Annotated in this window: 19 protein-coding genes, 1 pseudogene and 1 riboswitch; of the genes and pseudogenes, 7 read left to right on the top strand and 13 right to left on the bottom strand. The window is 36.5% G+C overall.

Going from position 1 to position 24,740, the window contains the following annotated elements; all coding sequences use genetic code 11:
• Nucleotides 1-13 precede the first annotated feature (13 nt).
• Nucleotides 14-319 carry a PTS sugar transporter subunit IIB gene (locus DLJ74_RS19580; RefSeq protein WP_054861165.1) on the bottom strand — a complete coding sequence of 102 codons (306 nt, stop codon included), beginning with the start codon at nt 317-319 and terminating at the stop codon, nt 14-16.
• A gap of 198 nt (nt 320-517) precedes the next feature.
• Nucleotides 518-2,071, bottom strand: coding sequence for a BCCT family transporter (locus DLJ74_RS19575; protein ID WP_109985750.1), 1,554 nt, complete (start codon nt 2,069-2,071; stop codon nt 518-520).
• Between the two features lie 197 nt (nt 2,072-2,268).
• On the opposite strand from DLJ74_RS19575, the gene bioB reads away from it, so the two are divergent.
• Nucleotides 2,269-3,255, top strand: coding sequence for a biotin synthase BioB (gene bioB, locus DLJ74_RS19570; RefSeq protein ID WP_109985749.1), 987 nt, complete (start codon nt 2,269-2,271; stop codon nt 3,253-3,255).
• A 61-nt stretch (nt 3,256-3,316) separates the two neighbouring features.
• Here bioB and DLJ74_RS19565 read toward each other — a convergent pair whose 3' ends face one another.
• Nucleotides 3,317-4,234: an SDR family oxidoreductase gene (locus tag DLJ74_RS19565; RefSeq protein ID WP_109985748.1), complete on the bottom strand. Its 918-nt coding sequence runs from the start codon at nt 4,232-4,234 to the stop codon at nt 3,317-3,319.
• Nucleotides 4,235-4,344: 110 nt separating this feature from the next.
• Between DLJ74_RS19565 and DLJ74_RS20590 the strand changes: the two genes are divergently transcribed.
• On the top strand, nt 4,345-4,515 hold the full coding sequence (locus DLJ74_RS20590) for a hypothetical protein (protein WP_181397689.1): 171 nt from the start codon (nt 4,345-4,347) through the stop codon (nt 4,513-4,515).
• A 196-nt stretch (nt 4,516-4,711) separates the two neighbouring features.
• On the opposite strand, the gene DLJ74_RS19560 is transcribed toward DLJ74_RS20590, so the two are convergent.
• Together DLJ74_RS19560 and tenA are read right to left on the bottom strand one after the other, a co-directional pair.
• Complete coding sequence (locus DLJ74_RS19560; protein WP_109985747.1) at nt 4,712-5,962, bottom strand: acetylornithine deacetylase; 1,251 nt, start codon at nt 5,960-5,962, stop codon at nt 4,712-4,714.
• A gap of 12 nt (nt 5,963-5,974) precedes the next feature.
• Nucleotides 5,975-6,658 carry a thiaminase II gene (tenA, locus tag DLJ74_RS19555; RefSeq protein WP_109985746.1) on the bottom strand — a complete coding sequence of 228 codons (684 nt, stop codon included), beginning with the start codon at nt 6,656-6,658 and terminating at the stop codon, nt 5,975-5,977.
• 117 nt (nt 6,659-6,775) lie between these two features.
• A riboswitch (TPP riboswitch) is annotated at nt 6,776-6,873 on the bottom strand.
• A gap of 656 nt (nt 6,874-7,529) precedes the next feature.
• Here tenA and brnQ point away from each other — a divergent pair.
• The gene (gene brnQ, locus DLJ74_RS19550; RefSeq protein ID WP_109985855.1) at nt 7,530-8,849 is read left to right on the top strand and encodes a branched-chain amino acid transport system II carrier protein; all 1,320 of its coding nucleotides are present in this window, start codon (nt 7,530-7,532) and stop codon (nt 8,847-8,849) included.
• A 53-nt stretch (nt 8,850-8,902) separates the two neighbouring features.
• Here brnQ and DLJ74_RS19545 read toward each other — a convergent pair whose 3' ends face one another.
• Nucleotides 8,903-10,285, bottom strand: a complete 1,383-nt coding sequence (locus tag DLJ74_RS19545; protein ID WP_109985745.1) for a 6-phospho-beta-glucosidase — start codon at nt 10,283-10,285, stop codon at nt 8,903-8,905.
• A 185-nt stretch (nt 10,286-10,470) separates the two neighbouring features.
• On the opposite strand from DLJ74_RS19545, the gene DLJ74_RS19540 reads away from it, so the two are divergent.
• Nucleotides 10,471-11,352 carry a MurR/RpiR family transcriptional regulator gene (locus tag DLJ74_RS19540; protein ID WP_109985744.1) on the top strand — a complete coding sequence of 294 codons (882 nt, stop codon included), beginning with the start codon at nt 10,471-10,473 and terminating at the stop codon, nt 11,350-11,352.
• A gap of 31 nt (nt 11,353-11,383) precedes the next feature.
• Here DLJ74_RS19540 and DLJ74_RS19535 read toward each other — a convergent pair whose 3' ends face one another.
• Nucleotides 11,384-11,794, bottom strand: a complete 411-nt coding sequence (locus DLJ74_RS19535) for an Lrp/AsnC family transcriptional regulator (RefSeq protein WP_109985743.1) — start codon at nt 11,792-11,794, stop codon at nt 11,384-11,386.
• Between the two features lie 196 nt (nt 11,795-11,990).
• On the opposite strand from DLJ74_RS19535, the pseudogene DLJ74_RS20840 reads away from it, so the two are divergent.
• A pseudogene (locus tag DLJ74_RS20840) lies at nt 11,991-12,254 on the top strand (MBL fold metallo-hydrolase); the annotation flags it as partial.
• 250 nt (nt 12,255-12,504) lie between these two features.
• Here DLJ74_RS20840 and DLJ74_RS19525 read toward each other — a convergent pair.
• The 6 genes from DLJ74_RS19525 to DLJ74_RS19500 all read right to left on the bottom strand — a co-directional run bounded on the left by DLJ74_RS19525 (nt 12,505) and on the right by DLJ74_RS19500 (nt 18,842).
• Nucleotides 12,505-13,968 (bottom strand): sulfatase family protein, encoded by a 1,464-nt coding sequence (locus DLJ74_RS19525; RefSeq protein WP_054788179.1) that lies wholly within the window; start codon nt 13,966-13,968, stop codon nt 12,505-12,507.
• A gap of 53 nt (nt 13,969-14,021) precedes the next feature.
• Nucleotides 14,022-14,720 carry a carboxylesterase family protein gene (locus DLJ74_RS19520; protein WP_054861162.1) on the bottom strand — a complete coding sequence of 233 codons (699 nt, stop codon included), beginning with the start codon at nt 14,718-14,720 and terminating at the stop codon, nt 14,022-14,024.
• A gap of 37 nt (nt 14,721-14,757) precedes the next feature.
• Entirely contained in the window at nt 14,758-15,744 is a 987-nt protein-coding gene (locus DLJ74_RS19515; protein WP_109985742.1) for a LacI family DNA-binding transcriptional regulator, read from the bottom strand.
• Nucleotides 15,745-15,823: 79 nt separating this feature from the next.
• Nucleotides 15,824-16,645 carry a carbohydrate ABC transporter permease gene (locus DLJ74_RS19510; protein WP_054861161.1) on the bottom strand — a complete coding sequence of 274 codons (822 nt, stop codon included), beginning with the start codon at nt 16,643-16,645 and terminating at the stop codon, nt 15,824-15,826.
• Nucleotides 16,646-16,656: 11 nt separating this feature from the next.
• Nucleotides 16,657-17,544: a carbohydrate ABC transporter permease gene (locus DLJ74_RS19505; protein ID WP_109985741.1), complete on the bottom strand. Its 888-nt coding sequence runs from the start codon at nt 17,542-17,544 to the stop codon at nt 16,657-16,659.
• A 65-nt stretch (nt 17,545-17,609) separates the two neighbouring features.
• A complete protein-coding gene (locus DLJ74_RS19500) occupies nt 17,610-18,842 on the bottom strand; it encodes a sugar ABC transporter substrate-binding protein (protein WP_109985740.1) in 1,233 nt (410 codons plus the stop codon).
• A gap of 355 nt (nt 18,843-19,197) precedes the next feature.
• Here DLJ74_RS19500 and DLJ74_RS19495 point away from each other — a divergent pair, with 355 nt between their 5' ends.
• Both DLJ74_RS19495 and DLJ74_RS19490 read left to right on the top strand, forming a co-directional pair.
• Nucleotides 19,198-21,381 carry a glycoside hydrolase family 3 N-terminal domain-containing protein gene (locus DLJ74_RS19495; protein ID WP_109985739.1) on the top strand — a complete coding sequence of 728 codons (2,184 nt, stop codon included), beginning with the start codon at nt 19,198-19,200 and terminating at the stop codon, nt 21,379-21,381.
• Nucleotides 21,381-24,668, top strand: a complete 3,288-nt coding sequence (locus DLJ74_RS19490; RefSeq protein ID WP_109985738.1) for a GH36-type glycosyl hydrolase domain-containing protein — start codon at nt 21,381-21,383, stop codon at nt 24,666-24,668. Before DLJ74_RS19495 ends, DLJ74_RS19490 begins: the two co-directional genes overlap by 1 nt.
• Nucleotides 24,669-24,740 lie beyond the last annotated feature (72 nt).

The following is a 24,740-nucleotide window of genomic DNA, read 5'->3' as shown; positions in this document are numbered from 1 at the left end:
TTAATAAACTTATTTAACCAATAAGCTCAAGTGCTTTAGCTAAAACTGCTTTCCCATCTACTCTTCCATAAGCGACTGGATCAATGACATCTACTGGTACATTAAAATCCTTCGCTGCTGTTTCAAACTTTTTTTTCATAAAACGCATTTGTGGGCCGATTAAAAGCACATCCGCTTTTTCCATATCAGCAATCGCTTTATCTTGACCTACAGCCCAAATCTTCACTTCAAGATTTTGTGCAGCTGCAGCTTCCTCCATCTTAGAGACTAGTAAGCTTGTAGACATACCTGATGAACATGCTAGTAAAATATTTTTCATTTATAATTCCTCCAATGGTTAATGTTTTATTTTGAATCTATCATTATTGTAAGTGTTACGCTTTCAAAACTGAACCTATTGTTTTTCCTCTATAGGTAGGAAGTCTCTAAAACGATTACAGTATCTTTTCAGATAAAAAGGCTGACAGATGGGATGTCTCTGTCAGCCATAATGGTAATAATAGTTACATAATCCTACTTATCCTCTTATATTATAAATCCACGCTTTATCTTGATCCATCATTTTCTTTGCGGCATAAATGGTGAGAAACTGAATCACAATGATAGGTAAGCCCATTAATCCTGAAATGACCTCAAGTGGAGCTAATCCTCCAATCTGCATCAGAATGAGGGCAAGTGTTGTAATAATAGCAGCAACTATTATTCTTAAATTCCTTGATGGTTCATACTTGCTCATATTTTGTCTACTAGTATATGCCGCAATAGTATAAGTAGTGGAATCTAAAGTTGTGGTTAAGAAAATCATCGAAACCACAATGAATAGAATCATGATTACCTCTGACCACGGTAATGTCATTAGTATATTGGGTATGGCGTTAACAGGTTGGTTGCTTTCCACTAATTGAAGAATATTTACCTCCCCTGTTAGAAAACGGTGTACCCCTAATCCACCTAGGACTCCTGTTGCCACCCAGGATATCATCGTCGGGGCTAACAAATAAGTTAGAATCATTTCCTTTACCGTTCGCCCTTTCGAAATTTTAGCAGCAAAGACACTGTGAAGCATTGCCCATGTTGCACTATAGGCAAACCAAAAGATCATATGACTCTGTATATGAGTAGTGGAGTTTAAATCGGTTGAATTCGTATAAAAGGATAGGGAAAAGTAATGGTTCACTAAATGACCAACCGTGTCTGTAAAAAAGTCTAAAATAAAAATCCCTGGTCCTGCTGTCAAAATAAAAATGGCTAACCCACCTGCTAAATAAATATTGAAGGTACTCAAACGCTTAATGCCTTTTTCAATTCCTAAATAGGCACTTACGGAAAATAAAACCACCCATATAATGGTTACAATCATCGTCATCCCAAAGGTAACTTCAATATTTAATAAATTGGATAGGTTGGATGTAATAATTGGTGTTCCAAGCCCTAGTGTAACGGCAGCTCCTGAAAGAATACTTATTAGGAATAGAACATCGATCACCTTTCCACCAATCCCGTCGGTGAATCTATCTCCCAAAATACAACGACAAGCCTCAGAAATACGCATGAAAGGTCTTTTTTTCACATGGAGGATATACGCCATTGCTGGAGCGGCCATCACGAAGATCGCAAAAACTTGAAAACTCCAAATAAACATACTATATGTATTTCCCCACAATACCGCCTCGGAAGATTCTGGCTGCACCCCAAAGGGTGGATCAATGGCTACTTGTGTCCACTGCACCATCCCTGTACGCATAATTGTAGAACCGATGCCCATTGCAATTAATATCGAAGCATATTCAAACATGGTAAATGAAGGCTTTTCTTTCGGGTCTCCTAATACTACTTTTCCATATTTCGAAAACGATAAATAAAGTCCTGCAGCCAATAAAATCAAGGCATACCATATATAGCCCCAGCTGAAAACTTCTACAATCTTATCAAAAATACTATTTAGTAAAGCAAGTGATTCAGACTCATATAAAGAAAAAGGGATGCAAATGATTAGAATGATTAGTAAGGCTGGGAGAAAGATCCCATAATCGATTAATTTTCTATTTTTTTGTAAAGTTTTGTTTTCCATAACCTTCTTCCTCCTGTGGTAATGATGAAAATTGCGAGATATTAAACTCTATACCACGTTTGTATTGGTTTAAACCACGTCAATATGTTAACTTATAAATTTTATAGGTTGACAATAGAAAATTTATTGCTTAAGCTGTTAAGGAAAAGTAAAGGGAAAAATAGGAGTTTACGAATAAAGATAACGGGGGAGAGAAGATGACAAACTGGCAATCAATAGCGGAAAAAGTTCTTCATGGAGCAGATATTACCGATTTAGAGGCATTCCATATTTTAGAATGCCCAAATAAGGAGTTGCTCTCTTTATTACATAGCGCTTACCACATTCGCGAGCATTACTTCGGCAATAGGGTTAAGCTCAATATGATCATCAACACGAAATCTGGATTATGTCCAGAAAATTGTGGCTATTGTTCTCAATCAAGAGATTCAACAGCACCGATAAAAAAATACAGAATGATGGATAAAGAAACAATCGTCCAAGGGGCGAAAAATGCTCATGAGCTTCAATCTGGAACCTACTGTATCGTAGCAAGTGGTAGAGGCCCTTCAGAAAAAGAGCTGAATATCGTAACTGCTGCTGTTAAAGACATCAAACAACAATATGATATTCGTATTTGTGCTTGCCTTGGATTGTTAAAGCCAGAACAAGCTCGAAAGCTAAAGGATGCTGGGGTTGACCGATACAATCACAATATTAATACGTCTGAAAACCATCATTCTAGCATCACGACAAGTCACAGCTACCATGACCGTGTAGCAACAGTAACTAAAGTGAAAAATGTCGGGATCTCGCCATGCTCTGGTGTCATTGTCGGGATGAGAGAAACAAAACAAGATGTTATCGATATGGCAAGAGCATTAAAGGCACTTGATGCTGATTCTATACCTATTAATTTTTTACATGCAATAGATGGAACATTATTAGAGGGGACGAACGAATTGAATCCGACTTATTGTTTAAAGGTTCTCTGCCTATTTCGGTTCATAAATCCTAGTAAAGAAATTCGTATATCAGGAGGGAGAGAAATAAATTTGAGAAGTCTTCAACCACTTGGACTTTATCCTGCTAATTCCATTTTTATCGGTGATTATTTAACAACAAAAGGACAAGAAGGTTTAAGCGACCATCAAATGATTGAAGACTTAGGTTTCCAAATTGATTATGTGACAATGGATGATTAGCCCTTATTTAATAAGGGAAGAAAAGCTAAAACTTTTTCTAGCAAGGGCTTTGGCCATTTGATCAGACAAAGATTTGACCACCATTTACATGAAGTGTTTGTCCTGTGACAAACCTAGAATCATCAGAAGCAAGATACACATAGGTTGGAGCAATTTCAAAGGGCTGCCCTTGGCGATCCATTGGGTTACCTGCAAGCGGCACTTGATCAGGAGAAAAGCTAGCAGGAATCAAAGGAGTCCAAAACCTCCCAGGTGCAACAGCATTCACTCTAATTCCCTTCTTGATTAAATTCTTCGCCAATGCACGTGTGAATCCTACATTTGCTCCCTTTGTTGCTGTATAATCCATCAGTTGCTCATTTCCATCAAATGCCACTACTGAGGCGGTATTAATGATCGAACTACCAGCATGTAAATATGGTAATGCAGCACGGGTTGTATAAAAATGAGAGTAAACATTCACTTTAAAGGTCTCGTCGAATTGTTCGTCAGAGATATCTTCTAAATTTAATTGTTGAAACTGGATCCCTACATGATTACATAGAATATCCAGCTGACCAAATACTTCTACCGTTTTTTCTACAATGGTCATACATTGTTGCTTTTCTCTTAAATCTCCCGGTAAGAGGAGACAACTTCTACCTAGTTCTTCAATTCTTCTTTTTGTTCTACCAGCATCCTCGTGTTCATCTAAATAGGAAATTGCAACATTTGCTCCTTCCTTTGCGAAAGCAATAGCGATTGCTGCTCCAATTCCACTATCTCCACCTGTTATAAGTGCTACTTTCCCTTGTAACTTCTCACTTCCTTTATAATGTGGATTTTCGACAACTGGTTCTGGCACCATTAATTTTTCTACCCCAGGCTGGCGGTATTGCCTTTGTTCAGGCACTGTCAACGCTATTTCCTCATACTTGGTTATTTTCCCGTAATTAGGAGGTATAGGATAATGTTGTGGATCTGATCTCTCTTCATTCATGCGAAAGCACCTTCCTATCAACATGTTATATAGATACTTTATGAATTTAGAATGGATATGTGCCCATTTTTTACTATACGAGCATAATGTAGAAGAAGGAGGTGCAAAACATGCAATACTATTATAACCCTGAGGTGAAATATTTACTGTTAACAGAGGCATATCATAAAGAAAAAATCTTATATGCTCACAACTCAAAACCATTCGAAGCTCCCATGATTGGGCCGAGACCCCCATTTTATTGTAATCCGATCTATCAGTCTTATTATCCGATTATATAAAGTGCAGCTATGATTTCTAATGATGGAGTTGCTAAGGTGCATTTTTTTATCTTGGCCATATTGTCTCGACATTGCGAGATCGCCAAGATATATCTTTTTATCTTGACCATGTTGTCTCGACATTCTGGGATCGCCAAGATATATCTTTTTATATCTTGGCAATCCGGTTCAATTATAACACGATGATATCCAGATTTTATCCTTCTTTTCTCTTGTTACACCAGTCTGTAATGAAGATCATTAATGTTTTGGCAAAGCGTAATAACTCGTCCCATTCTATTTTTTCATCAACAGAATGGGCTTCCTTTAATTTCCCTGGTCCATAAATGGCGGTGGGGATACCACCTTCATGAAACCACCCTGCATCTGTAACGGTTTCCGACATACCTATCATCGCCTTTGATTGTTCCACTTTTTGATGGGATTGTTGGAGCATTTGGATTGCAGGATGATCCTTACTAATTTCGGCAGAAGGAAAAACTTCTCCTCTTTCCTCTAGCATAGATTTCCCTCCCCAACGAAAGAGGAGCGGGTTTTCTTGGAACCACAGATCGTCTTTTATTGAATTTCTCAGGTGATTTTCAATTTCCGCCACCACCGATTGATAGCTCTCATTCGGATAAAAATGTACAGTCACCCATAGACTACATTGATCTGCTACAAATGCCGCATGTCTGCCCCCTTCTATGACCGCAGGATTAATTGTAGTTGTTCCTTTTCTAAAGCCTGGATATTGTTTGGTTTCTGCCCACTCTTGCTCCAAATCTTGTAAGCTCGCAATAATTTTCATCATTTTTTCTATTGCACTTGCACCCTCGGATGTTTGTAAGATAGTTGCACGCATTCCGTCATGAAAAACTTCCTTGCTTTTTACAGTAATCCATCCAGTGATTACACCTCCTTGACCATGGATTTTTCGATCACTTCCATCGACAACTAGTGCAAAATCGGCAGTATAACCTTTTTCCAGACAGGATAATGTCCCTGCTTCTCCTGCCTCTTCACCGATCACCGTTTGAATCTGCAAGTCTCCTTTTAATGAGATACCTTGCTCATTTAATAGTTTCATTGCGAACAAAGTAGCAGCAATTGCTCCCTTCATGTCGGAAACACCACGACCATAGACGAAGCCAGCCTTTTCTGTCAATTCAAATATCGGCACTGTCCAATCTGCTTTATCCCCAACCTCAGCAACATCCACATGACCATTTATAATCAAGCTATTGTATGAACTACTTTCCTCACCTTTTTTCACTGCAACCATATTAGGATCCTGTGGAAAGACATCCCACCTCGTTGTATCAAATCCTTTCTTTTCTAGAAAATTGGCGATATAGGACTGAATTCCTTCTGTATTTCTAGCTGGTGGGCTAACAGTAGGAAAGCTAATCAATTTTGCTAATATTTCTTTTAACTCCTGCGCGTGTTCATCGACTAAATCAATCATAAGCTATTCCTCCTAATTTAGGCTTACTGGCCAATCTTCTCGTTTTTCTACCATATCCCAGAACATATATTCAAACTGACTTGTTCGAATGACAATCTCTTCTAGTCTAGTTAAATCCTCTTCTGATTTTCCTTTTGCCATTTTGTTCATTAAATGTTTGCAATTGTCTGCAAGCTCTGTAAATTCGGGAGATTGATACATCTTCACCCAGCTACTATAAAAATTTTCATCTAATGCTCCTGGCCATGTTGCTAGTGATTTACCGATAAAATTATAACTCCATTCACACGCAAGTACCGATGCGACGACATTCTCTATCCCTCCACGCTGAGATACATTTAGCATATAGCTAGTGTAGGCAGTAGTAATAGCGGAAGGTTCTGTAGACTCGAGATCCTCTCTGGTTATACCAAAATCAGCCGCATATTTTCTGTGTAAATCCATTTCAAGATCAAGCACACCGTGTAGTAGCTTGGCAAATATAGTCATCGTTTCTAAGTCTTCTGCCTTCGCACTCCCTAATGCGAATAGTCTCGAATAATCCATTAAATAGACATAATCCTGCTTTAACCAATGCTTAAACTTATCCTGCTCTAAAGTACCGTTTCCAAGGCCTTTCACAAAAGGATGCTCTAAGTAAGAGCTCCAAATTGGTTCCACCTTTTTCCAAAGATGATCCGTAAATAATTGATTCAATTTATTTCCTCCTCTTTATTTCCGACTAGGCGGTAACATCTCGTGACAAACCAAAAAACCCATCACCAATGTAAGGAGATGGGTTGAACATACATAGCCAATGATTCGTCTATGCACAAACTGCCAATTCCACTTCCCTACGCTAGTGTTAACTAGATCAGGTTCAAAGGGTCGATCAAATCTCTCAGCACCTACATGCTCCCCTAGTCGAATCTACTTATTTTTTTATTCCCTACCAGTATAAGACATCGATTATAGAATGACAAATTAATTGGAAATAAGGAGGTCACTTAGTCGTGTAGCACATCCTCGCTCTTTATCTTATCATGAATCACGAGCCTACCCTGTTCAGGACCTAACAGACTACACATGTCGATAATGTGATCTTGTCCTTCTCACTAACCTGGACATCTGCTTGCATTGTTGATTTATTCTTTACTAATCACAAGTAATCTCTGTATTCCTTATCATTCGCCAACTCTGTTTGTAGATAATAAAAATCTGTTGTTCATTATAAATGCTGAGTGTAAAGTCTTCGTAAATAACTAGTAAAGATTATTTATTTTTACAAACTATTTAATAATTTTACTTTTTATTAATGACAATTTGTATATTTACTAAATATAATCCGAAAGACCAGCAATTAATGCAACCAATTTAAATAGGAAAGAAGGAGATTTTGGGGTATATTACAATAAATCCAAATTTATCTATCTAAGTATTGTAAGTGGAACAAATGACTAATTTTCAAATTATCAATAAATATCATTGCTTTTCGAATAATTACATGCTACTATTTAAATATTTTGAAAATAAAAATAAAAGCTTAACATTTCATATAAATGAAACATTAATTGTTGCGGAGGTTATTATGTCATCACGAAACACAACAAGTATTATCACGATAGGATTTATGCTTTTCGCATTATTTTTTGGTGCGGGTAATTTAATTTTCCCACCATTATTAGGACAAGCTGCTGGAGAAAACCTATTTCTAGCAAACCTAGGCTTTCTATTTACAGGTGTCGGATTGCCGGTGCTCACCGTCCTAGCACTTGCTATTTCAGGAAAAGAGAGCTTACAGTCATTAGCAAGTCGGGTACACCCAATATACGGTCTTATTTTCACTGTCACTTTATATTTAACTATTGGTCCCTTTTTTGCTCTACCGAGAACCAATACCGTTGCATATGAAATGGGCATTGCGCCTTTTTTCGGTAACCAGACAAGTAATGTTGCCTTACTTATTTTTACGATCGTATTCTTTGGCTTCACACTATATTTTTCCTTACAATCGAAGAAACTAATCGATATAATCGGAAAAGTGTTAACTCCACTCCTATTAGTGGTAATTGCCTTATTAATTATAGTTTCCTTTCTAAATCCAATTGGAGAAATCCAACCACCGACAGATGCTTATATCTCGAACAGTTTTTTCACAGGCTTTCAAGAAGGCTATTTAACGATGGATTTGTTGGCTGCCTTTGTTTTTGGAATTATTATTATTAATGCGATGAAGGACATCGGTTATAGCACGAAAAAGCAGCTAATCATCTCGACATCGAAAGCTGCACTAATTGCAGCACTTCTTCTAGGTATTGTCTACTCATCACTTGCATACCTTGGCGCGATTAGTGTCGAAGAAATCGGCTATATGGAGAATGGTGGTTCAATATTAGCTGCTGCCTCTGCTTTTTACTTTGGTTCGTATGGAAAAATCATACTCGGAGTAATTGTCGTTGCAGCCTGTTTAACAACAAGTATTGGTCTAGTAACGTCTTGTGCATCCTATTTTCATCAAATCATACCTAAAATTCCCTATTCAATCTGGGCAATTATTTTTACAATACTCGGTGCCGTCATTTCTAACTTTGGACTTACGACCATTATTGAGTTCTCTGTTCCAGTTTTATCGATGCTTTATCCAATGGCAATGTGTTTGATGATCTTAACCTTTCTCCATCCTGTCTTTAAAGGAAAAAAAGAAATATATCAAGCTAGTATATTATTTACCTTTATTGTTTCATTGTTCGATGGATTAAATGCTGCAGGCTTGAAAATTGTGGCAGTGAATGATTTATTTCAAACAATTCTCCCTCTATATAATCAAGGTCTAGGGTGGGTAGCTCCAGCAATTGTTGGGGGCATAATAGGATATGGTTTTAGTGTGATCAAAAAAGACGTTTCTTAATGGATAAGAAGCTTCTCAATAGTTTTTTACTTATGAGAAGCTCCTTTCTTTTATTAATTTAAATTTCTCGCAATTTCGTCTTTAATGATTACTTCTGCAGTCTCTAATTCCTCTATTTTCTCAGCAAATTGTGGTAAATACTCTTTATGAGCAAGCAATAATTCATCTAACACACGTTTTGCCGTTTCTCCACTAGGTATTAGAGGATTGATGATAAATGCTTGCAATAATACGCCATAATCACCTGTCACTGCTGCCTTTTCTACACAAAGTTCCATGCTTTTCATCAGCTGCAACCAGCCCTTTTCTGCCGGTTCAAAGGATCCAAAGGCGATTGGTCGTGCACCTGCAGCACCAATATAAGCAGATACTTCCACTACATCATCTGGGGCAAGATCAGGCACAGCTCCATTATTTTTCGTAGACACGACGATTTGTGTATTTTTATTTGCATAAATAGATGCAATGGTTTCACAAGCAGCATCTGAATAATATGCCCCTCCACGTTTCGTCAACTGCTCCGGTTTATCATGTAGATTAGGATCTTTATACAATTCGAATAACTCTGCTTCTGTTTGTTTGACTTGTTGAGCCCTTGTTCCTATATTCGGATCATTGTATTCTTCTAACATGTGATTTAACATCTCATCATAGCGGTAATAGTAACGGTGATAACCACATGGGATTAAATTCATTTGTTTTAATTGTTCTTTAAAGTAAGCAACGTCAAAGATATTTGCTGGAGTTCCGTTTTCTTCCTCATACAGCTTATCAATTATTTGAGAAGTTACATCATTTCCTTCTAAATCTTGGACTCGATGCCAATGAAAATGATTAATCCCAGCGAATGAATACACTAGTTCGTCTGTAGTTTTGCCAATTAATTTTGGTTCCTCCATCATCGCCATAACAGGTACATTGCATAAACCTATTACCTTTTCCCATTTTCCATAACGAATAATAGCATCTGTTACCATACCACTTGGATTAGCAAAATTAACTAACCAAGCATCTGGACATAATTCCTTCATATCTTCGACAATGCTTAGAATAACAGGAATAGTTCTTAATGCTTTAAAGATGCCACCTGCACCATTCGTTTCTTGACCTATCATCCCATAAGATAGAGGAATCCTCTCATCCTTAACACGAGCATTCAGTTGTCCTACTCTGAATTGAGTGGTGACAAAATCTGCATCCTTCAACGCCTCACGTCGATCTATGGTTAAACGAACCTTCACATCATAAGGAGATGCGTCCCACATCCTTTGTGCCATCTCGCCTACTATTTCAAGCTTTTCTTTCCCTGCTTCTATATCAACAAGCCATATCTCTCTTATTGGCAGTTCATCATACCTTCTAATAAAACCTTCCATTAATTCTGGAGTATAACTGCTGCCCCCACCAATGGTTACAATTTTTACACCTTTTGTCATTTTCATTCCTCCCTCTTAACTCTATTATAGAAAAAGAAGAAAGCGATACAATAAGTTATCGTGATAATCAACTGATATTCTCAAATTCATGATAATAATCTTACTTTTTTGTAAATGCTATTTACAAAGAGTGTCTTTATAGAAGTGATATCCATTTATATGCTATAGTTTAGTGGGTGATAGAAATGTTATTAACAGAAAAAATGAAGGAGGAAGCTTTCTCCCCTTCCGAAGAAATCATCATTGATTATATGTTTAAAGAAAGAGAAAATATTAAAAATAAAACCGTAAAACAAATCTCTAAGGAAACCTATACTCATCCCTCCACATTCATTCGGATAGGAAAAAAGCTTGGTTTTAATGGTTGGATCGATTTAAGAGAGGCTTTCCTTGAAGAAATTGACTATCTCAACAGTCACTTTCATAACATTGATGCCAACTATCCTTTTAATGAAGATGATCATCTGATGACCATAGCAAATAAAATGGCACATTTGAATCAAATGACCATTAACGATACTTTATCTCTTATTAATAATGAAGAACTACATAAAGCAACAAAGCTATTAAAAAATGCGACCAGTATAAAAATATTTGCGATCCAAAATAATTTAATCCTCTGTCATGATTTCAAAGCAAAAATGAACCGAATTGGTAGAAAAGTAGATCTTGCCATGGTTGATCCAGACTATGAAGCTGCGAGTTGCACTTTTGAAACCTGTGCTATTGTCATCTCTTACACTGGAGAGACGGCGGGCACTACCAGCCTTTTACCGATGCTAAAGAAACGTCATTCATCTATTATTGCCTTAACTAGTATTGGTGATAACACTTTAACTAAATATGCGGACTGTATATTCAGACTTACGACACGCGAACGATTGTATTCCAAGATAGGTAGCTTTACTTTAAATGATTCGATCTGTTTCCTATTGGATATTTTGTATTCATGCGTATTCTCCGTGGATTATCAAAAAAACCTTCATTATACAATAGGTGTATCAAAATCATTTGATCCAAGAAAAAGCTCCAACAAAGTAATGGAAGAGCTTGATTCCGATAAATAAGATTGTTTGATAATCTAAGTTTTCTACATAGCTATTTATTAATAACGATCGAAAGTTTATAGCCCACGTAATTACTGATATCTGTCAAAAATTCATCTAATTCTTCATTCGATGGAAACCTACATTCGAGAATGTAACAACTCTCTCCACTTACCTTGTAATTATGTAAAACATACTGGTTCTGCTTTTTTATGAAGGATAAATATGGCTGGTGTTTCGTGCTCTTGGTATAGATATGAATGATTGTGTGAACAGGATAGCCCATTTTCACTTGATTAATGTGAATGGTATAGCCTTCAATAATTCCTTTATCCTCTAACTTGGCAACTCTTGCTGCAACTGCAGGTCCAGTCAGATGTACCTTCTCCCCTAATTCTTTCATGGTTAGGCGGCTGTTCTTGGAAAGTTCATCTAAAATATGTCTATCTGTATGATCTAACATAACCTTCATTCCTTTCATTAATAAAGTAAAAAATACTTTATTTTATCTATGTAGCGTTCTACAGCTCATAGTTTAGAATATACAGTGTTACAAGCAATTTTAAAAGAAAAGAGTCATTTTAGAAAACTTACCAATATCTATGAATAAGATTCAGGAAAATATAGATGCAGCTATCGTCACACATCTTCATTTGGATGATGCGGTTCAAGAAGTGATCGACAAATAGAAACCAGAAATTATAGTAAGCAATACTGGGAATAATCCATTCTTGGAAGGTGGATCCCTCGTAATGAGGAAAGTGGATGTTTATAAAGTGCACAGGGCTGCTCTTGAGGCAAAGATTATAGCTGTTCATATGGAAGCTGTCAACCACTGGACCTTATCGAGAGAAGAATTAAGAAGCTTGCTACAGAGATCTTATCTGTTGGTCCCTGATGATGGTGAATCTTACACATTTTAAAATAAAAGACACGCATGCTTGACTTGTACAAGAGAAATTTTCCCTTTTTATTGCATAAACTTCCCCTGACGTTTTTTAAACAAGGAGCAAGTATTGTTAGACCAAGAGATCTGTGACTTTTCTCTGATATTCTGATAATCTGAGTATATTGACAAGATTATAAACGATTTGTCAATATACTCATAGACTCACAAGTAATACATTGAATTCGGTAAGGTTCATTTGGCTTGTCTGATCTGACCTTTTAATTTTAGTTAAGTTCTTTTACATAGAGATTTTCTAATGCCCTTGCCCCTTCTTCTCTTCCTGTATTTCTCAAATGTTTTAAATATCCTTTTAGGCTGTGTATTTGCGCATGATATGGTCCGCCTTCTTTCATTACTGTCCACAGTGGATCTACATCATAATCCATTGACATCATCATTTCATCATGCCATTCATTCAAATAATACACTGCTTCCATACAAGTATCACGATATTGCTCAGCCAAATTATATTGCTCATATGGGTCTTCTTTAAGATGGAATAACATTTCTTTCTTAAATAAATGAAAACCATCATGATAAGTTCGAATATACAACCAATCATCAAACCTTACACTTCGTTGACATACGTGGGCGTTTTGTGAAACCACTAAATAGTCTCTGCCACAACTTTCTCCTTTTAATAAAACAGAAGCATAACTTTGGCCATCCCAAGATGATTTAGGCTGTTGGTTCAATAATTCTGCAACAGTTGGAGCAAAATCTAAATGGTAATGCAAATCATGATCGACATACCCTTTCTGCATCCCTGGCCAACGTACAATCATTGGGATTCGGCATGTCATTTGGTCAGCTGTTCCATGTTCAGCATAAATACCTAATTCCCCTAAATTTTCACCATGATCTGCTGTGACAATAATAATTGTATCTTCCATAATTCCTTGCTTTTCCATTTCTTTGAAAATCATACCGATGTTTTCATCCATGAATCGAAGGCCTGTATCATAACCATCGATCACTTTTCTTAAACTCTCACGATCTGTTATTTCACCAGGGTGACGCGGAAATTGTGGCAGGCTATTGTTATCATACATATTGATTTCTCTTGCAGAGTGTGGTCCAACACTTTTCAAATGTTCTTGTAGTACGTCATCTGTAATCCATTTCGGTAAAGGATCATTCTTAAATGGTTCTCCATAGCTTTCCGGTGCTCGATATGGTGTATGTGGATCCCAGTAATTCACATATAAAAACCAATCATCCTCTTGTCCATTACGGTCTAGCCAATCCAATACTGTCGGCGTCACTTCCTCAGCGGATTCGTCTCCTGTTTTCCCTGTATTATACATTTCATTAAAGCCAGCATAGAATTGCCAGGAGGAGTGTCTTTCAGCAAAAGGGCTAATTAAAGCAGTTTTCATGCCTTCTTGACGAAATATATTTGGAAAACTATCTGTTTTTAATTGATCAAAAAATTCTCGGTTTGGTCCCTCAATTCGCATATCTCCAGCTGTGCCACCATGTCCAACATTCCCTGTATGAATGCCAAATTTTCCAGTCATAAATGCGTTTCTGGAAGGAGCACAAGGAGCATCTGTGGTGTAATAATTAGTAAAACGGACTCCTTCTTCTGCAATTCGATCGATATTTGGTGTTGTATTTCGGTGATATCCATAACACCCTAAATGATCTGGTCTTGTGGAATCTAAATCTAACAATAATACTCGCATGAAGAATCCTCCTAGTAAAAAATTTGTAAATACTCTTCGATTCTTTATATTAACTATGTTAATTTCTGTTGGAGCAACCACTTATACAACTCTCGATGTTGATAAGCATTTACCCATGAATCATGTCCAACTCCAGAATAAATCGTTAAATGGACATTAGAGTGAATGTTTTTCAAATAATTGGTTATCATTACCGATTCATTCATTGGTATGATATCATCTTGATCACCATGGAACGCCCAAACCGGCATATGTCGTAATACCTGTAATTTCTCCGGGAGCATTTCTTCTGTGACTATCTCTGTAAATTCCTCTCTTCTATGCTGCGGTAATGTCACAGCTCCACAAACTGGAACCAATGCCGCAAAGTAATCAGGGTATTGTAACGCTAAATTCCATGCACCGACTCCCCCCATACTCATTCCTGTTAAATAAATTCGCTTTGTATCAACATGGTAAGAAGTAACAATGGTTGTCACTAGTGACATTAGCACGTCTAAATCTTCAGTCCAATAAGAATCAGCCGAACATTGTGGTGACACTACGATAAACGGAAAGGAACTGTCCTTATCTAGAAAAGACGGAATTCCGTGATATTTAACAGTTTCTAAATTGTCACCTCTCTCTCCAGCCCCATGGAGAAAAAGAATTAATGGAAATGTATATTCTGGCTGCTTTTCTAACGAATCAGGCAAATATAACAAATAACGAATAGTTTTTTCTTGTTTCGTAAATACTTTTTCCTTTTGCAAAAAGCTCCCCCTCTTTTCTTGGCTAATAGATGGATAACTATTTTCTAACTGATTCTCGAACGACCAATTCCGTGGATAATGTATACTTTTGATTGATCTGTTTTCCCTCTATCAATTGAAAAATAAGGTCTACAGCAAGTGCTCCAGCTTCATATTTTGGTTGCTTGATTGTTGTCAATGGTGGTGAAACATATTCAGATAGTTGAATATCATCAAAACCGATGACAGAAATTTCTTCTGGCACCTTGATTTGGTGGTCTCTAAATGCCTGCAAACCACCTATTGCCATCTCATCATTACCATAAAAAATCCCCTCGGGCAACTCACCACGAGCAATCAATAATTTGGTTGCTTTATATCCTCCTTCTCTCGTAAAATTACCGATCGAATTCAGATTGGAATAGGCAGTTAAGTTGTGATTTTTTAATGCTTCCATGTATCCCTTTAAACGTTTCTTATTATCATTAGAATCTTGCGGTCCCCCAATATATGCAATATTACGAAGACCCTTCTCAATTAAATATTCTGTCGCTAAATAACCACCATGCTCATTATCAACTTCTACATGATACACATATTTATTTGAAATATCTCTATCCAGAACAATTAGCGGAAAATCCTCTTGGGCAGATTCTATTGTAATTTGGTCACTGATGTTATGAGCCAAAATAATTGCTCCATCTACGCGTTTTTCCCGTAAAAATTTAACAGCTGTTGACTGTGGGCCTCCTATTGAACTACAAGCGATTAAATCATAACCATTGGCCATTGTTACATCTTGAACACCTTTAATTAATTCTGAGTAGTATGGGCCAGATAGGTCACTTAAAATCAAAGCGATCGTATTGGTCTTCGTCCGTTTCAAGTCAGAAGCTATACCATTCTTTTTATAATTTAGTGTCCTGGCCGCTTCCTCCACCCTTTGTTTAGTTGCTGCACTGATCCTTGTACTGTTATTTAATGCATATGAAGCGGTGGAAACCGCTACACCTGCCAACTTAGCGACATCTTTGATTGTTGCCATTCCTACTTCCTCCATTACTGCTTCTTTTCCTTGTATTTAACTTTATCAGAACGATAGATTGAAGTCATTTTTCATCCGATTATTTAATACCAGACACGTTAAACCCTTCAATAATATATTTTTGAAAAATTACAAATATGATTAATACTGGTATTACCATAAAGGTAGAACCTGCCATTTGCAAACCATAATTGGTAACATTTTGGTCTTTCAATAATGCTAATCCGACCGATAATGTATACAACGATTCATCATTCGCGATAATTAACGGCCATAAGAAACTATTCCATGAGCCGATAAATGTTAATATAACTTGCACGGCCAGAATAGGCTTTGCTAACGGAATAATCAACCGTATAAAAATATAAAATTCTCCTGCTCCATCTAGCCTTGCTGCTTCTATTAGATCGTCTGGGATCGTCACCATAAATTGCCTGATTAAAAAAATATTAAAAGCTGCTATTAATCCAGGCAATACAATACCACTCATTGTATTCGTTAATCCCATTTCATTTAAAATAAGGTAGGTCGGAATCATCGTTACTTGCCCTGGCAACATCATCGTAATCAGAACAATGATAAACCATGTTTCCTTTCCTTTAAATTGAAATTTTCCAAAACCATAACCAGCCATTGTGTTTAAAAATAGCCCGACCATGGAAAAAAAGACAAGGATTAACGTATTAATTAAATATACATCAAAGTTTAAGTTTTGGAACAAATTAATATAATGCTCAATGGTTGGTTCATTTGGAAACAATGTTGGTGGAATATTTAATACTTCACGCTCATTTTTGAGCGAACTTAAGATCATCCATACGAAAGGAAGGGAAACGAGCAGTCCACCAAAGGTCATAATTCCTATAACAACCGTCTTTTCCACTCTATTTTTCAAGTACATGGTCGATCACCTCATAATGTTTGATCAGATTTTCTGAATTTGAATTGAATCAATGTTGCTACAATAATGATTGCAAACAAAATAAAAGAGGCCGCAGCACCATAGCCAAATTCATTGTATTGAAAACCTTCTTGATAGATAAAAAGTGCTATCGAATTCGTTCCATTTAAGGGACCACCCTCTGTCATAACAAAAGGTTCCTCAAAAAACTGTAGCCAGCCAATCAATGTTGTTACCGTAACAAAGAAAGTAGCAAAGCTCATCGATGGCAATGTAATCCTAATCAATTTCTGCCATCTATTGGCTCCATCAATATCCGCAGCTTCGTAATATACTCTTGGAATGGATTGCAATGCAGCTAAAAAAATAAGCATGCTAACACCATTACTTTTCCAAACAGCCAATAAAATCAAAGACAATTTAGCTACAAATGGGTCTTCTAACCATGGGATTCGACCAACATCTATTAAGGATAATAGATAGTTAAACAACCCATACTCTTGGTTATATAAAAAACCCCAAACAACCGCAATTGCTACAATATTCGTCACCGAAGGGACATAGTAAATCACCCGAAATGTCGAAGCTAATTTCTGTCCCACTAAATTGATAAAGAAAGCGATAAAGAAAGAGCTTCCTACAGCTAACGGTACACCTATAATTACATAGATAAACGTATTTCTCATTGATTGCATAAATGTTTCATCTTTAAACAATTCAAAATAATTATCTAAGCCAACAAAGTTAATTTGCGACCAGTTCGCTAATCCTATTAAGTTAGTATCTGTGAAACTAATACTAAAAGCGACAATAATAGGCAAAAACGAAAAAACTATTAAAAGCAGTACTGCTGGTCCGATAAAAAGAAACGGTGTCCATTTCTTTTTCATTGCGTTCAACGAAATCACTCCTTTACAAAGGAGGGAATGCTATCTCGTGCATCCCTCTCCTTTAATACACTCCATTATTTTGAGAGAATCTTTGAAGCCTCTACTTGGAATTCCTCTAATGATTGATCAATATCTGCTCCACCACGATTGATTTCCTCTAGGACATTTAAAATCTCGTTACCTAATCGTTCATATTCTGGAATTAAGGGTAATGGTTGCGTCGACTCCAATTGTTCTCCAAAAGTACTAACCAATCCGTCATTGGCTAAAACAGGATCTTGCCATGCTTCTTTATTAGCAGGTAATTCACTTTTTGTTTCATACCATTTTACCTGTGTTTCAGGATCTGCCATCCAATTAATAAATTCTAGTGATTGGTCCACCTTTTCAGAATTAGCGAATACAGAAAGATGTGCACCACCCATCATAGACTTATTATTTTCAGCGGTCGGCATTACTTTTACATTCCATTTACCCTCAATTTCAGGAGCTCTGTCTTTTATTGTTCCAATATCCCATGGCCCACTGAAAAACATTGGTTTTGACCCATCACTAAATGCTTGAAAGAATTCTTTCCCTTCTCCCATTTGAGATAGTCCTTCCTCATAAAATAAATGATGTAACTCAATCGCTTCCTTAAAATTCTCACTATCGAAGCTTTCCGCACCCTTATCGATATCGTAATTCCAACCATGCTCCCATGCTAAAATAAATGGAAATTGCGGATCAGTCGTAGGTAAATCAATCGCATACTGATCTTCCCCTCTATCTGCTAGCTTTCTGGAAGCATCGATCATATCATCCCATGTTTCTGGACCATTCGGATAGCCTACTTCTTCTAAAATATCCGTTCTATAGAATAATGCCCTCGTATCTACATACCACGGAATACCTATTGTTTTACCATCAAATTCCGTTGTCCCTATCGCACTATCATAGAAATTATCCGGAGCTAGATTTTCATAATCATCAATGTATTCAGAGATATCCATAAAAGTATCTGCTTCCGCAAACTCTGCCACCCAAGTCGTTCCAATCTGTAAGACATCTGGTCCTTTTCCAGAAGCAACAGCAGTTAATAATTTATCATGTGCACTATCCCAAGGAATTGATTGAACATCGACTGTTATGCCACTTTCTTCTTCAAAATCTGTTACAAAATCATCTAATCCTTCTGACATTGTCCATACCTGGATAGTATTATCACCTGCTTCATCTTCCCCTGAACTATCTCCTGAAGAGCATGCACTTAATGTAATGATGGCTGTTAAAAAAGATACAAAAATAAATGGCTTCACTTTAAACATAGGAACACCCTTTCATAAATTTATACAGCAATAAAATTTCTTCTAAGTATTATCTTCCATTCATTTACATCCAATAAACTAATCTTATAAACGATAGTGCGTTCTTGGAAAACAACCCCTTTCAAAAAAACGAATCGAAACGTTTCAACAATTTTATTATAGATTAATCTGTAATCGGTTTCAAGTGATTTTTATTTTTTTGTGAACATTGTTTTATAGACGATATATGTTAATAAACACAAATTTAATTATATATTTTTTGTTGAAACGTTTCTACAAATAGATTATAGTAGTTTTAAAATCAATTGCAATAGATTTATTTTTTTGTGTATCAATTAACAGGAGGTAACAACGGATGAAAAGCAATAAAGCTATTGAATTATTAGCAAAAATGACTTTAGAAGAAAAAATTGATCAACTTATGCAGTTGGCTACTCCCTTTTTTAAAGGAGCTTCAGACAACGGTAAAATCACTGGTCCAATGGTTCATTTAAAGGTAGACGTAAAAAATGTTCAAAACGCTGGATCTGTACTAGGTGCCTCAGGGGCTGAAAATATTATATCTATTCAGAAGAAACATTTAGAGGAAAACCGACTAGGAATACCTTTATTATTCATGTCGGATGTTGTCCATGGATATAAAACTATTTTTCCTATACCTTTAGCAATTGGATGTTCATGGAATATTGATCTTGCTGAACAAAGCGCCAAAATAGCTGCAAAAGAAGCAGCAGTTTCTGGAATCCATGTAACATTTGCTCCAATGGTTGACTTAGTCAGAGATCCGCGATGGGGACGGGTAATGGAGTCAACTGGTGAAGATCCATTTCTTAATAGTATGTTTGCAAAAGCACAAGTGAAAGGATTTCAAGGAAAAGATTTAAAGACTAACTTAGATCATATAGCTGCTTGCGTAAAACATTTCGCAGGTTATGGAGCTGCAGAAGGAGGTCGAGACTATAATACTGTAAATATGTCTGATCGCGAGCTCCACGAAAACTATTTACCTCCTTTTAAAAATGCTATCAATGCTGGAGTTAAAATGATCATGTCATCCTTTAATATCGTTGACGGCATTCCTGCAACCGCAAACAAATATTTAATGCGTAACATTCTGAGAGAGCAATGGGGATTTGATGGTGTTATTATTTCAGATTGGGGTGCTGTCAAAGAGCTAATATCCCATGGTGTTGCATCAAACGAGCGTGAAGCTGCCTTAAAAGCACTAGAAGCAGGAACAGATATTGAAATGATGACTCATTGTTATACAGAAAACTTAAAAAATTTAGTGGAGAGTGGAGAACTCGATGAATCTCTCATCGACGAAGCAGTGATAAGAATTTTGCAATTAAAAGATGATTTAGGCTTATTTGAAAATCCTTATCGTGGTGCTGACATTAAGCGAGAGCAAAAAGTAGTCATGTCCAACTCTCATCGGAAAGCTGCTAGAGAATTAGCAGCAGAGTCCTGTGTCTTGTTAAAAAATGAGAAGAACGTACTTCCGCTAGAGCCAATGCAAAAAATAGCGTTAATTGGCCCATTTGTGGATAGCGGAGACATTCTTGGACAATGGTCTTGGCTAGGTTCAACCGACGATGCGGTTACCATAGCAGCTGGTCTAAGCAAAAAAGTTAAAAAAAATGAAGTCCTTATTTCTAAAGGCTCTGACATTACAATGATTACAGAAGATTTAAAGAAGCAAGCTGTCGAGACAGCTAAATTGGCAGATGTAATTGTCATGGCTGTCGGCGAGCATTCGAGTATGAGTGGTGAAGCAGGATCGAGGTCGAATATTCAATTGCCAGAAGCACAGTTAGAATTGCTCAAAGCAATATCAACCGTTGGAAAACCTATTGTAACGGTTCTATTCAATGGTAGACCACTTGACTTACATGGTGTAATAGAGCATTCTGATGCATTGTTAGAAGCATGGTACCCTGGTACAGAAGGCGGTAACGCAATAGGTGACATTTTATTCGGTGATCAAAATCCATCTGGAAAATTAACGATGTCTTTTCCTTACTCAGCAGGTCAAATTCCTGTTTACTATAATCATTATAATACAGGACGTCCTAAAGGTGCACCAGATGCCCAAGTACGTTATGTTTCCCAATATTTAGACAGTCCAAATGACCCTCTATTCCCATTTGGTTTCGGCTTAAGCTATACGACTTTTCAGTATAGTAATCTGAAACTTTCAAAAAATCAAATCACCAAAACAGACAAGCTAATTGTTTCATTTAATGTGAAAAATACCGGCAGTGTTTCTGGAAAAGAAATAGTTCAATTATATATTAGTGATACGGTTGGTGAAGTCGTACGTCCGGTAAAAGAATTAAAAGGATTCAAAAAAATAGAATTAGATTCAAATGAAGAACAAACGATTTATTTTGAATTGTCAGAAGTAGACTTACGATATTTCCATAGCAATCTAGCATATAAAAGCGATCCTGGTACGTTTATTGTTTCTGTCGGAAGTAGTAGTACAGAAGTAATCGAACTTTCATTTCAATTAATACCAACTAAGGAGGATCAATAATGTCCAATAATAACATTGAAATTAAAACAGGTGGGTTAAGCTATTCCTTTTTATCAAGTGGTGACTTATATGCTATTACAAAAGACAATTTACTTATAAACCAGCAATTATCCAATACTATAGATGGTTCTATGCAGAATATTTACTTACGTATTATAGAGGATAATGGACAAATCATCTATCACCCCTTACTAGGTGTTCATTCTGAAAGTACCTTTTATCAATCGGATCATACATTGAAATGGGTAGGTACATTTTCTAATGTTCATTATGAAGTTATTTTTCATGCTGTTGATTATACTTGGTTCTGGGAAGTCAACCTAGAGGGAAACAACAATGATGTAGATATAATATATGGACAGGATTTAGGACTTGCCGAGCTAGCAGCTGTCCGTTCAAATGAAGCATATGTTTCTCAATACATCGATCATACGGTATTTGAAGACGAACAGGTAGGCTATACAATCTGTTCCCGTCAAAATCAACCACAAAATGGTCGCTTTCCATTTATTCAGCAAGGGACATTAAACAAGGCCACTGGTTATTCAACAGATGGATTTCAATTTTTCGGGATATCCTATAAATTAATCAATCTACCAGAAGTGCTTTCAAAAAGACATTTGGCAAAGGAAGTATATCAATATGAATTTGCCTATACCGCCTTACAAACAGAAGCTGTTACATTGAAGGGTAAAGATCAATTTGTTTTCTATGGATCCTATCGACCTAACCAGCCACCTGCTATAACAAAAATGGATGGACTAGCGGATATTATGCAAACATGGGAAAGTATCCAAAGTAAGCCAACGCCAGCTTATCAACAGGTTGAAATAAATGCTAATTTGTTTAACTACGTATCACTAAATACTTTGCCATTAACCGAGGAAGAATTAAATGCTTATTATCCTATCCGACAATTAGAGGAGTACAAGAATGGGAATCTATTATCTTTTTTCACTAATCAGTATGAACATGTTGTACTAAAGGAAAAAGAGCGATGGATGGAAAGACCGCATGGACACATCTTAATGAGCGGTAGCAATGATCAAATACGAGATGATGTATTTACTACAACTTCTTACATGTATGGCATTTTTAATTCCCAATTATCTGTTGGCAATGTTGAGATGAATAAATTATCGACCAATGCTCGTAATCCTTTAAATATTCATAAAACATCTGGACAACGAATTTATATAGAAATTGATAAAACCCTCCATTTGTTAGCTATGCCCTCTGCCTTTGAAATGGGCTTTAATTATTGCAAATGGTACTATAAAACAGAACAAGATCTATTGATTGTTACTAATTTTACAGCAGTAGCTACAAATGATGTACAGTTGCAAGTTCAGAGTGCATCAGGGAAGAGCTATCGTTACTTTGTTACACAGCAAATTGATCACACAAAAGGATTTATCTTTACCAATGACCAAGCAACAGGTACCTATCTATTTAACTGGAAGGAGAAAGCAAACCAAGTATATCCTGATCTACAATACCGGATGAAGTTACCCACTAATAGCAAGGTATTTCAAGATAACAACTCAACTTCATTAGTATGTTTCACCACGGACAAGACAGATAGCTGGAGTATGGTGATAGAAGGTCAGCTAAAACATAGTCAACAACCATTGCAGGTAAAAGACTTTACATTAGAAAAAGAACGCTACCGTATATTTTTCCATGATGTAATGAGAGGTTTCCACCTTTCTATGAAAGGTGATACAACGGAATATCTAGAAAAAACTAATGCAATAGCATGGTGGTATACACACAATATGCTAGTCCATTTCTCCACTCCACATGGTCTGGAGCAATATGGTGGTGCTGCATGGGGAACACGAGATGTGAGTCAAGGACCTTTTGAATACTTTATGGCAACTAGACATTATCAAACCGCTAAGGAAATTATCAAAACAATCTATTCTCATCAATACCAAGATAGTGGAGATTGGCCGCAATGGTTTATGTTTGATCAATATGTCTCCATTCAGCAAGAAGATAGCCACGGAGACATTATTATCTGGCCACTCAAAATTATCGGTGATTATATTGAAGCGACAGGAAATTTTACTTTACTGGAAGAAAAAGTTCCTTATATGGATCGTCTTACTAAGAATTTTTCTGCTGAAGAAATACCGATAATAGATCATTTAAGAAAACAAATTAACTATATTACATCCACCTTTTTACACAATACATCATTACCAGCTTATGATGATGGGGACTGGGACGACACGTTACAGCCTGCAAATCAGGATTTAAAACAATACATGGTCAGCACCTGGTCTGTCGCATTGATGTATCAATCAATGAAAAAGCTAGCAACACTATTAACCACTTGTTATGAAAGGGAGCTAGGGAAACTAAAAGATATCGTATTGTTGCTTCAAAATGATATAGAACATTATATTCTAGATAGTGATGTTATACCAGGTTTTATCTATATGGAAGATCCTAGTAAAGTTAAAAAAATGCTACATCCATCTGATCACGATACAGGAATACAATACCGTTTACTACCAATGCAACGTGCTATTATCAGTGAATTATTTTCGTCTGACCAGGCAAATATGCATTATGGATATATCAAAAAACATCTTTTCTTCCCCGACGGTGTCCGATTAATGAATCGACCTGCATCATACAACGGTGGGGTTAGTTATCAATTTAAACGTGCAGAGCAAGCAAGTAACTTCGGTCGCGAAATAGGACTACAGTATGTACATGCACATATACGCTTCATTGAAGCAATGGCTAAACTTGGAAAGGAAGAAGAAGTTTGGAACGGTTTAAACGTCATTAACCCAATACTTCTAAATAAATCAGTTCCTAATGCTGACATTCGTCAGAGTAATGCTTATTTTAGCAGTTCTGATGGGAAATTTCACACTAGATATGAAGCTCTAGAAAAATTTAACCAATTGAAAGATGGTAGCGTAAAAGTAAAAGGTGGTTGGCGAATTTATTCAAGCGGTCCCGGAATCTTTATGAATCAATTGATTTCCAACGTCTTGGGAATTAGAGAAGTAAGCGATGCTCTTATTATTGATCCGATCATTTTAAGGGAATTGAATCAACTAATGTTTGATTTTCAATATGAAGACCAGCCAGTTACCTTTATCTATTATACAAGTAGCAAGGAAAAAAGAGTATATGTGAACAACCACAAAATAGCATTTAAAAAAGTTCAAAACCGCTATCGCAATAACGGGTTTAAGCTTTATAAAAAAGAACTTTTACACCATTTAAATGGTTCACAAAATATAATAAAAGTATATTTATAATGGGAAACTTCCCTCAGTGGGGATTTTACCACTTGGATAAATTAGTATAGTACAGTAACAATACTTATAATA

The sequence above is a fragment of the Gracilibacillus dipsosauri genome (genome assembly GCF_003176895.1).
GTDB lineage: Bacteria > Bacillota > Bacilli > Bacillales > Amphibacillaceae > Gracilibacillus > Gracilibacillus dipsosauri.
The sequence above is the reverse complement of the archived record's forward strand: the minus strand, read 5'-3'. Positions and strand labels throughout refer to the sequence as shown.

Coding starts and splice junctions, on each gene's coding strand:
- DLJ74_RS19580 (WP_054861165.1), bottom strand. CDS start 319: ATGAAAAATATTTTACTAGCATGTTCATCAGGTATGTCTACAAGCTTA.
- DLJ74_RS19575 (WP_109985750.1), bottom strand. CDS start 2,071: ATGGAAAACAAAACTTTACAAAAAAATAGAAAATTAATCGATTATGGG.
- bioB (WP_109985749.1), top strand. CDS start 2,269: ATGACAAACTGGCAATCAATAGCGGAAAAAGTTCTTCATGGAGCAGAT.
- DLJ74_RS19565 (WP_109985748.1), bottom strand. CDS start 4,234: ATGAATGAAGAGAGATCAGATCCACAACATTATCCTATACCTCCTAAT.
- DLJ74_RS20590 (WP_181397689.1), top strand. CDS start 4,345: ATGCAATACTATTATAACCCTGAGGTGAAATATTTACTGTTAACAGAG.
- DLJ74_RS19560 (WP_109985747.1), bottom strand. CDS start 5,962: ATGATTGATTTAGTCGATGAACACGCGCAGGAGTTAAAAGAAATATTA.
- brnQ (WP_109985855.1), top strand. CDS start 7,530: ATGTCATCACGAAACACAACAAGTATTATCACGATAGGATTTATGCTT.
- DLJ74_RS19545 (WP_109985745.1), bottom strand. CDS start 10,285: ATGACAAAAGGTGTAAAAATTGTAACCATTGGTGGGGGCAGCAGTTAT.
- DLJ74_RS19540 (WP_109985744.1), top strand. CDS start 10,471: ATGTTATTAACAGAAAAAATGAAGGAGGAAGCTTTCTCCCCTTCCGAA.
- DLJ74_RS19535 (WP_109985743.1), bottom strand. CDS start 11,794: ATGTTAGATCATACAGATAGACATATTTTAGATGAACTTTCCAAGAAC.
- DLJ74_RS19525 (WP_054788179.1), bottom strand. CDS start 13,968: ATGCGAGTATTATTGTTAGATTTAGATTCCACAAGACCAGATCATTTA.
- DLJ74_RS19515 (WP_109985742.1), bottom strand. CDS start 15,744: ATGGCAACAATCAAAGATGTCGCTAAGTTGGCAGGTGTAGCGGTTTCC.
- DLJ74_RS19510 (WP_054861161.1), bottom strand. CDS start 16,645: ATGTACTTGAAAAATAGAGTGGAAAAGACGGTTGTTATAGGAATTATG.
- DLJ74_RS19500 (WP_109985740.1), bottom strand. CDS start 18,842: ATGTTTAAAGTGAAGCCATTTATTTTTGTATCTTTTTTAACAGCCATC.
- DLJ74_RS19495 (WP_109985739.1), top strand. CDS start 19,198: ATGAAAAGCAATAAAGCTATTGAATTATTAGCAAAAATGACTTTAGAA.
- DLJ74_RS19490 (WP_109985738.1), top strand. CDS start 21,381: ATGTCCAATAATAACATTGAAATTAAAACAGGTGGGTTAAGCTATTCC.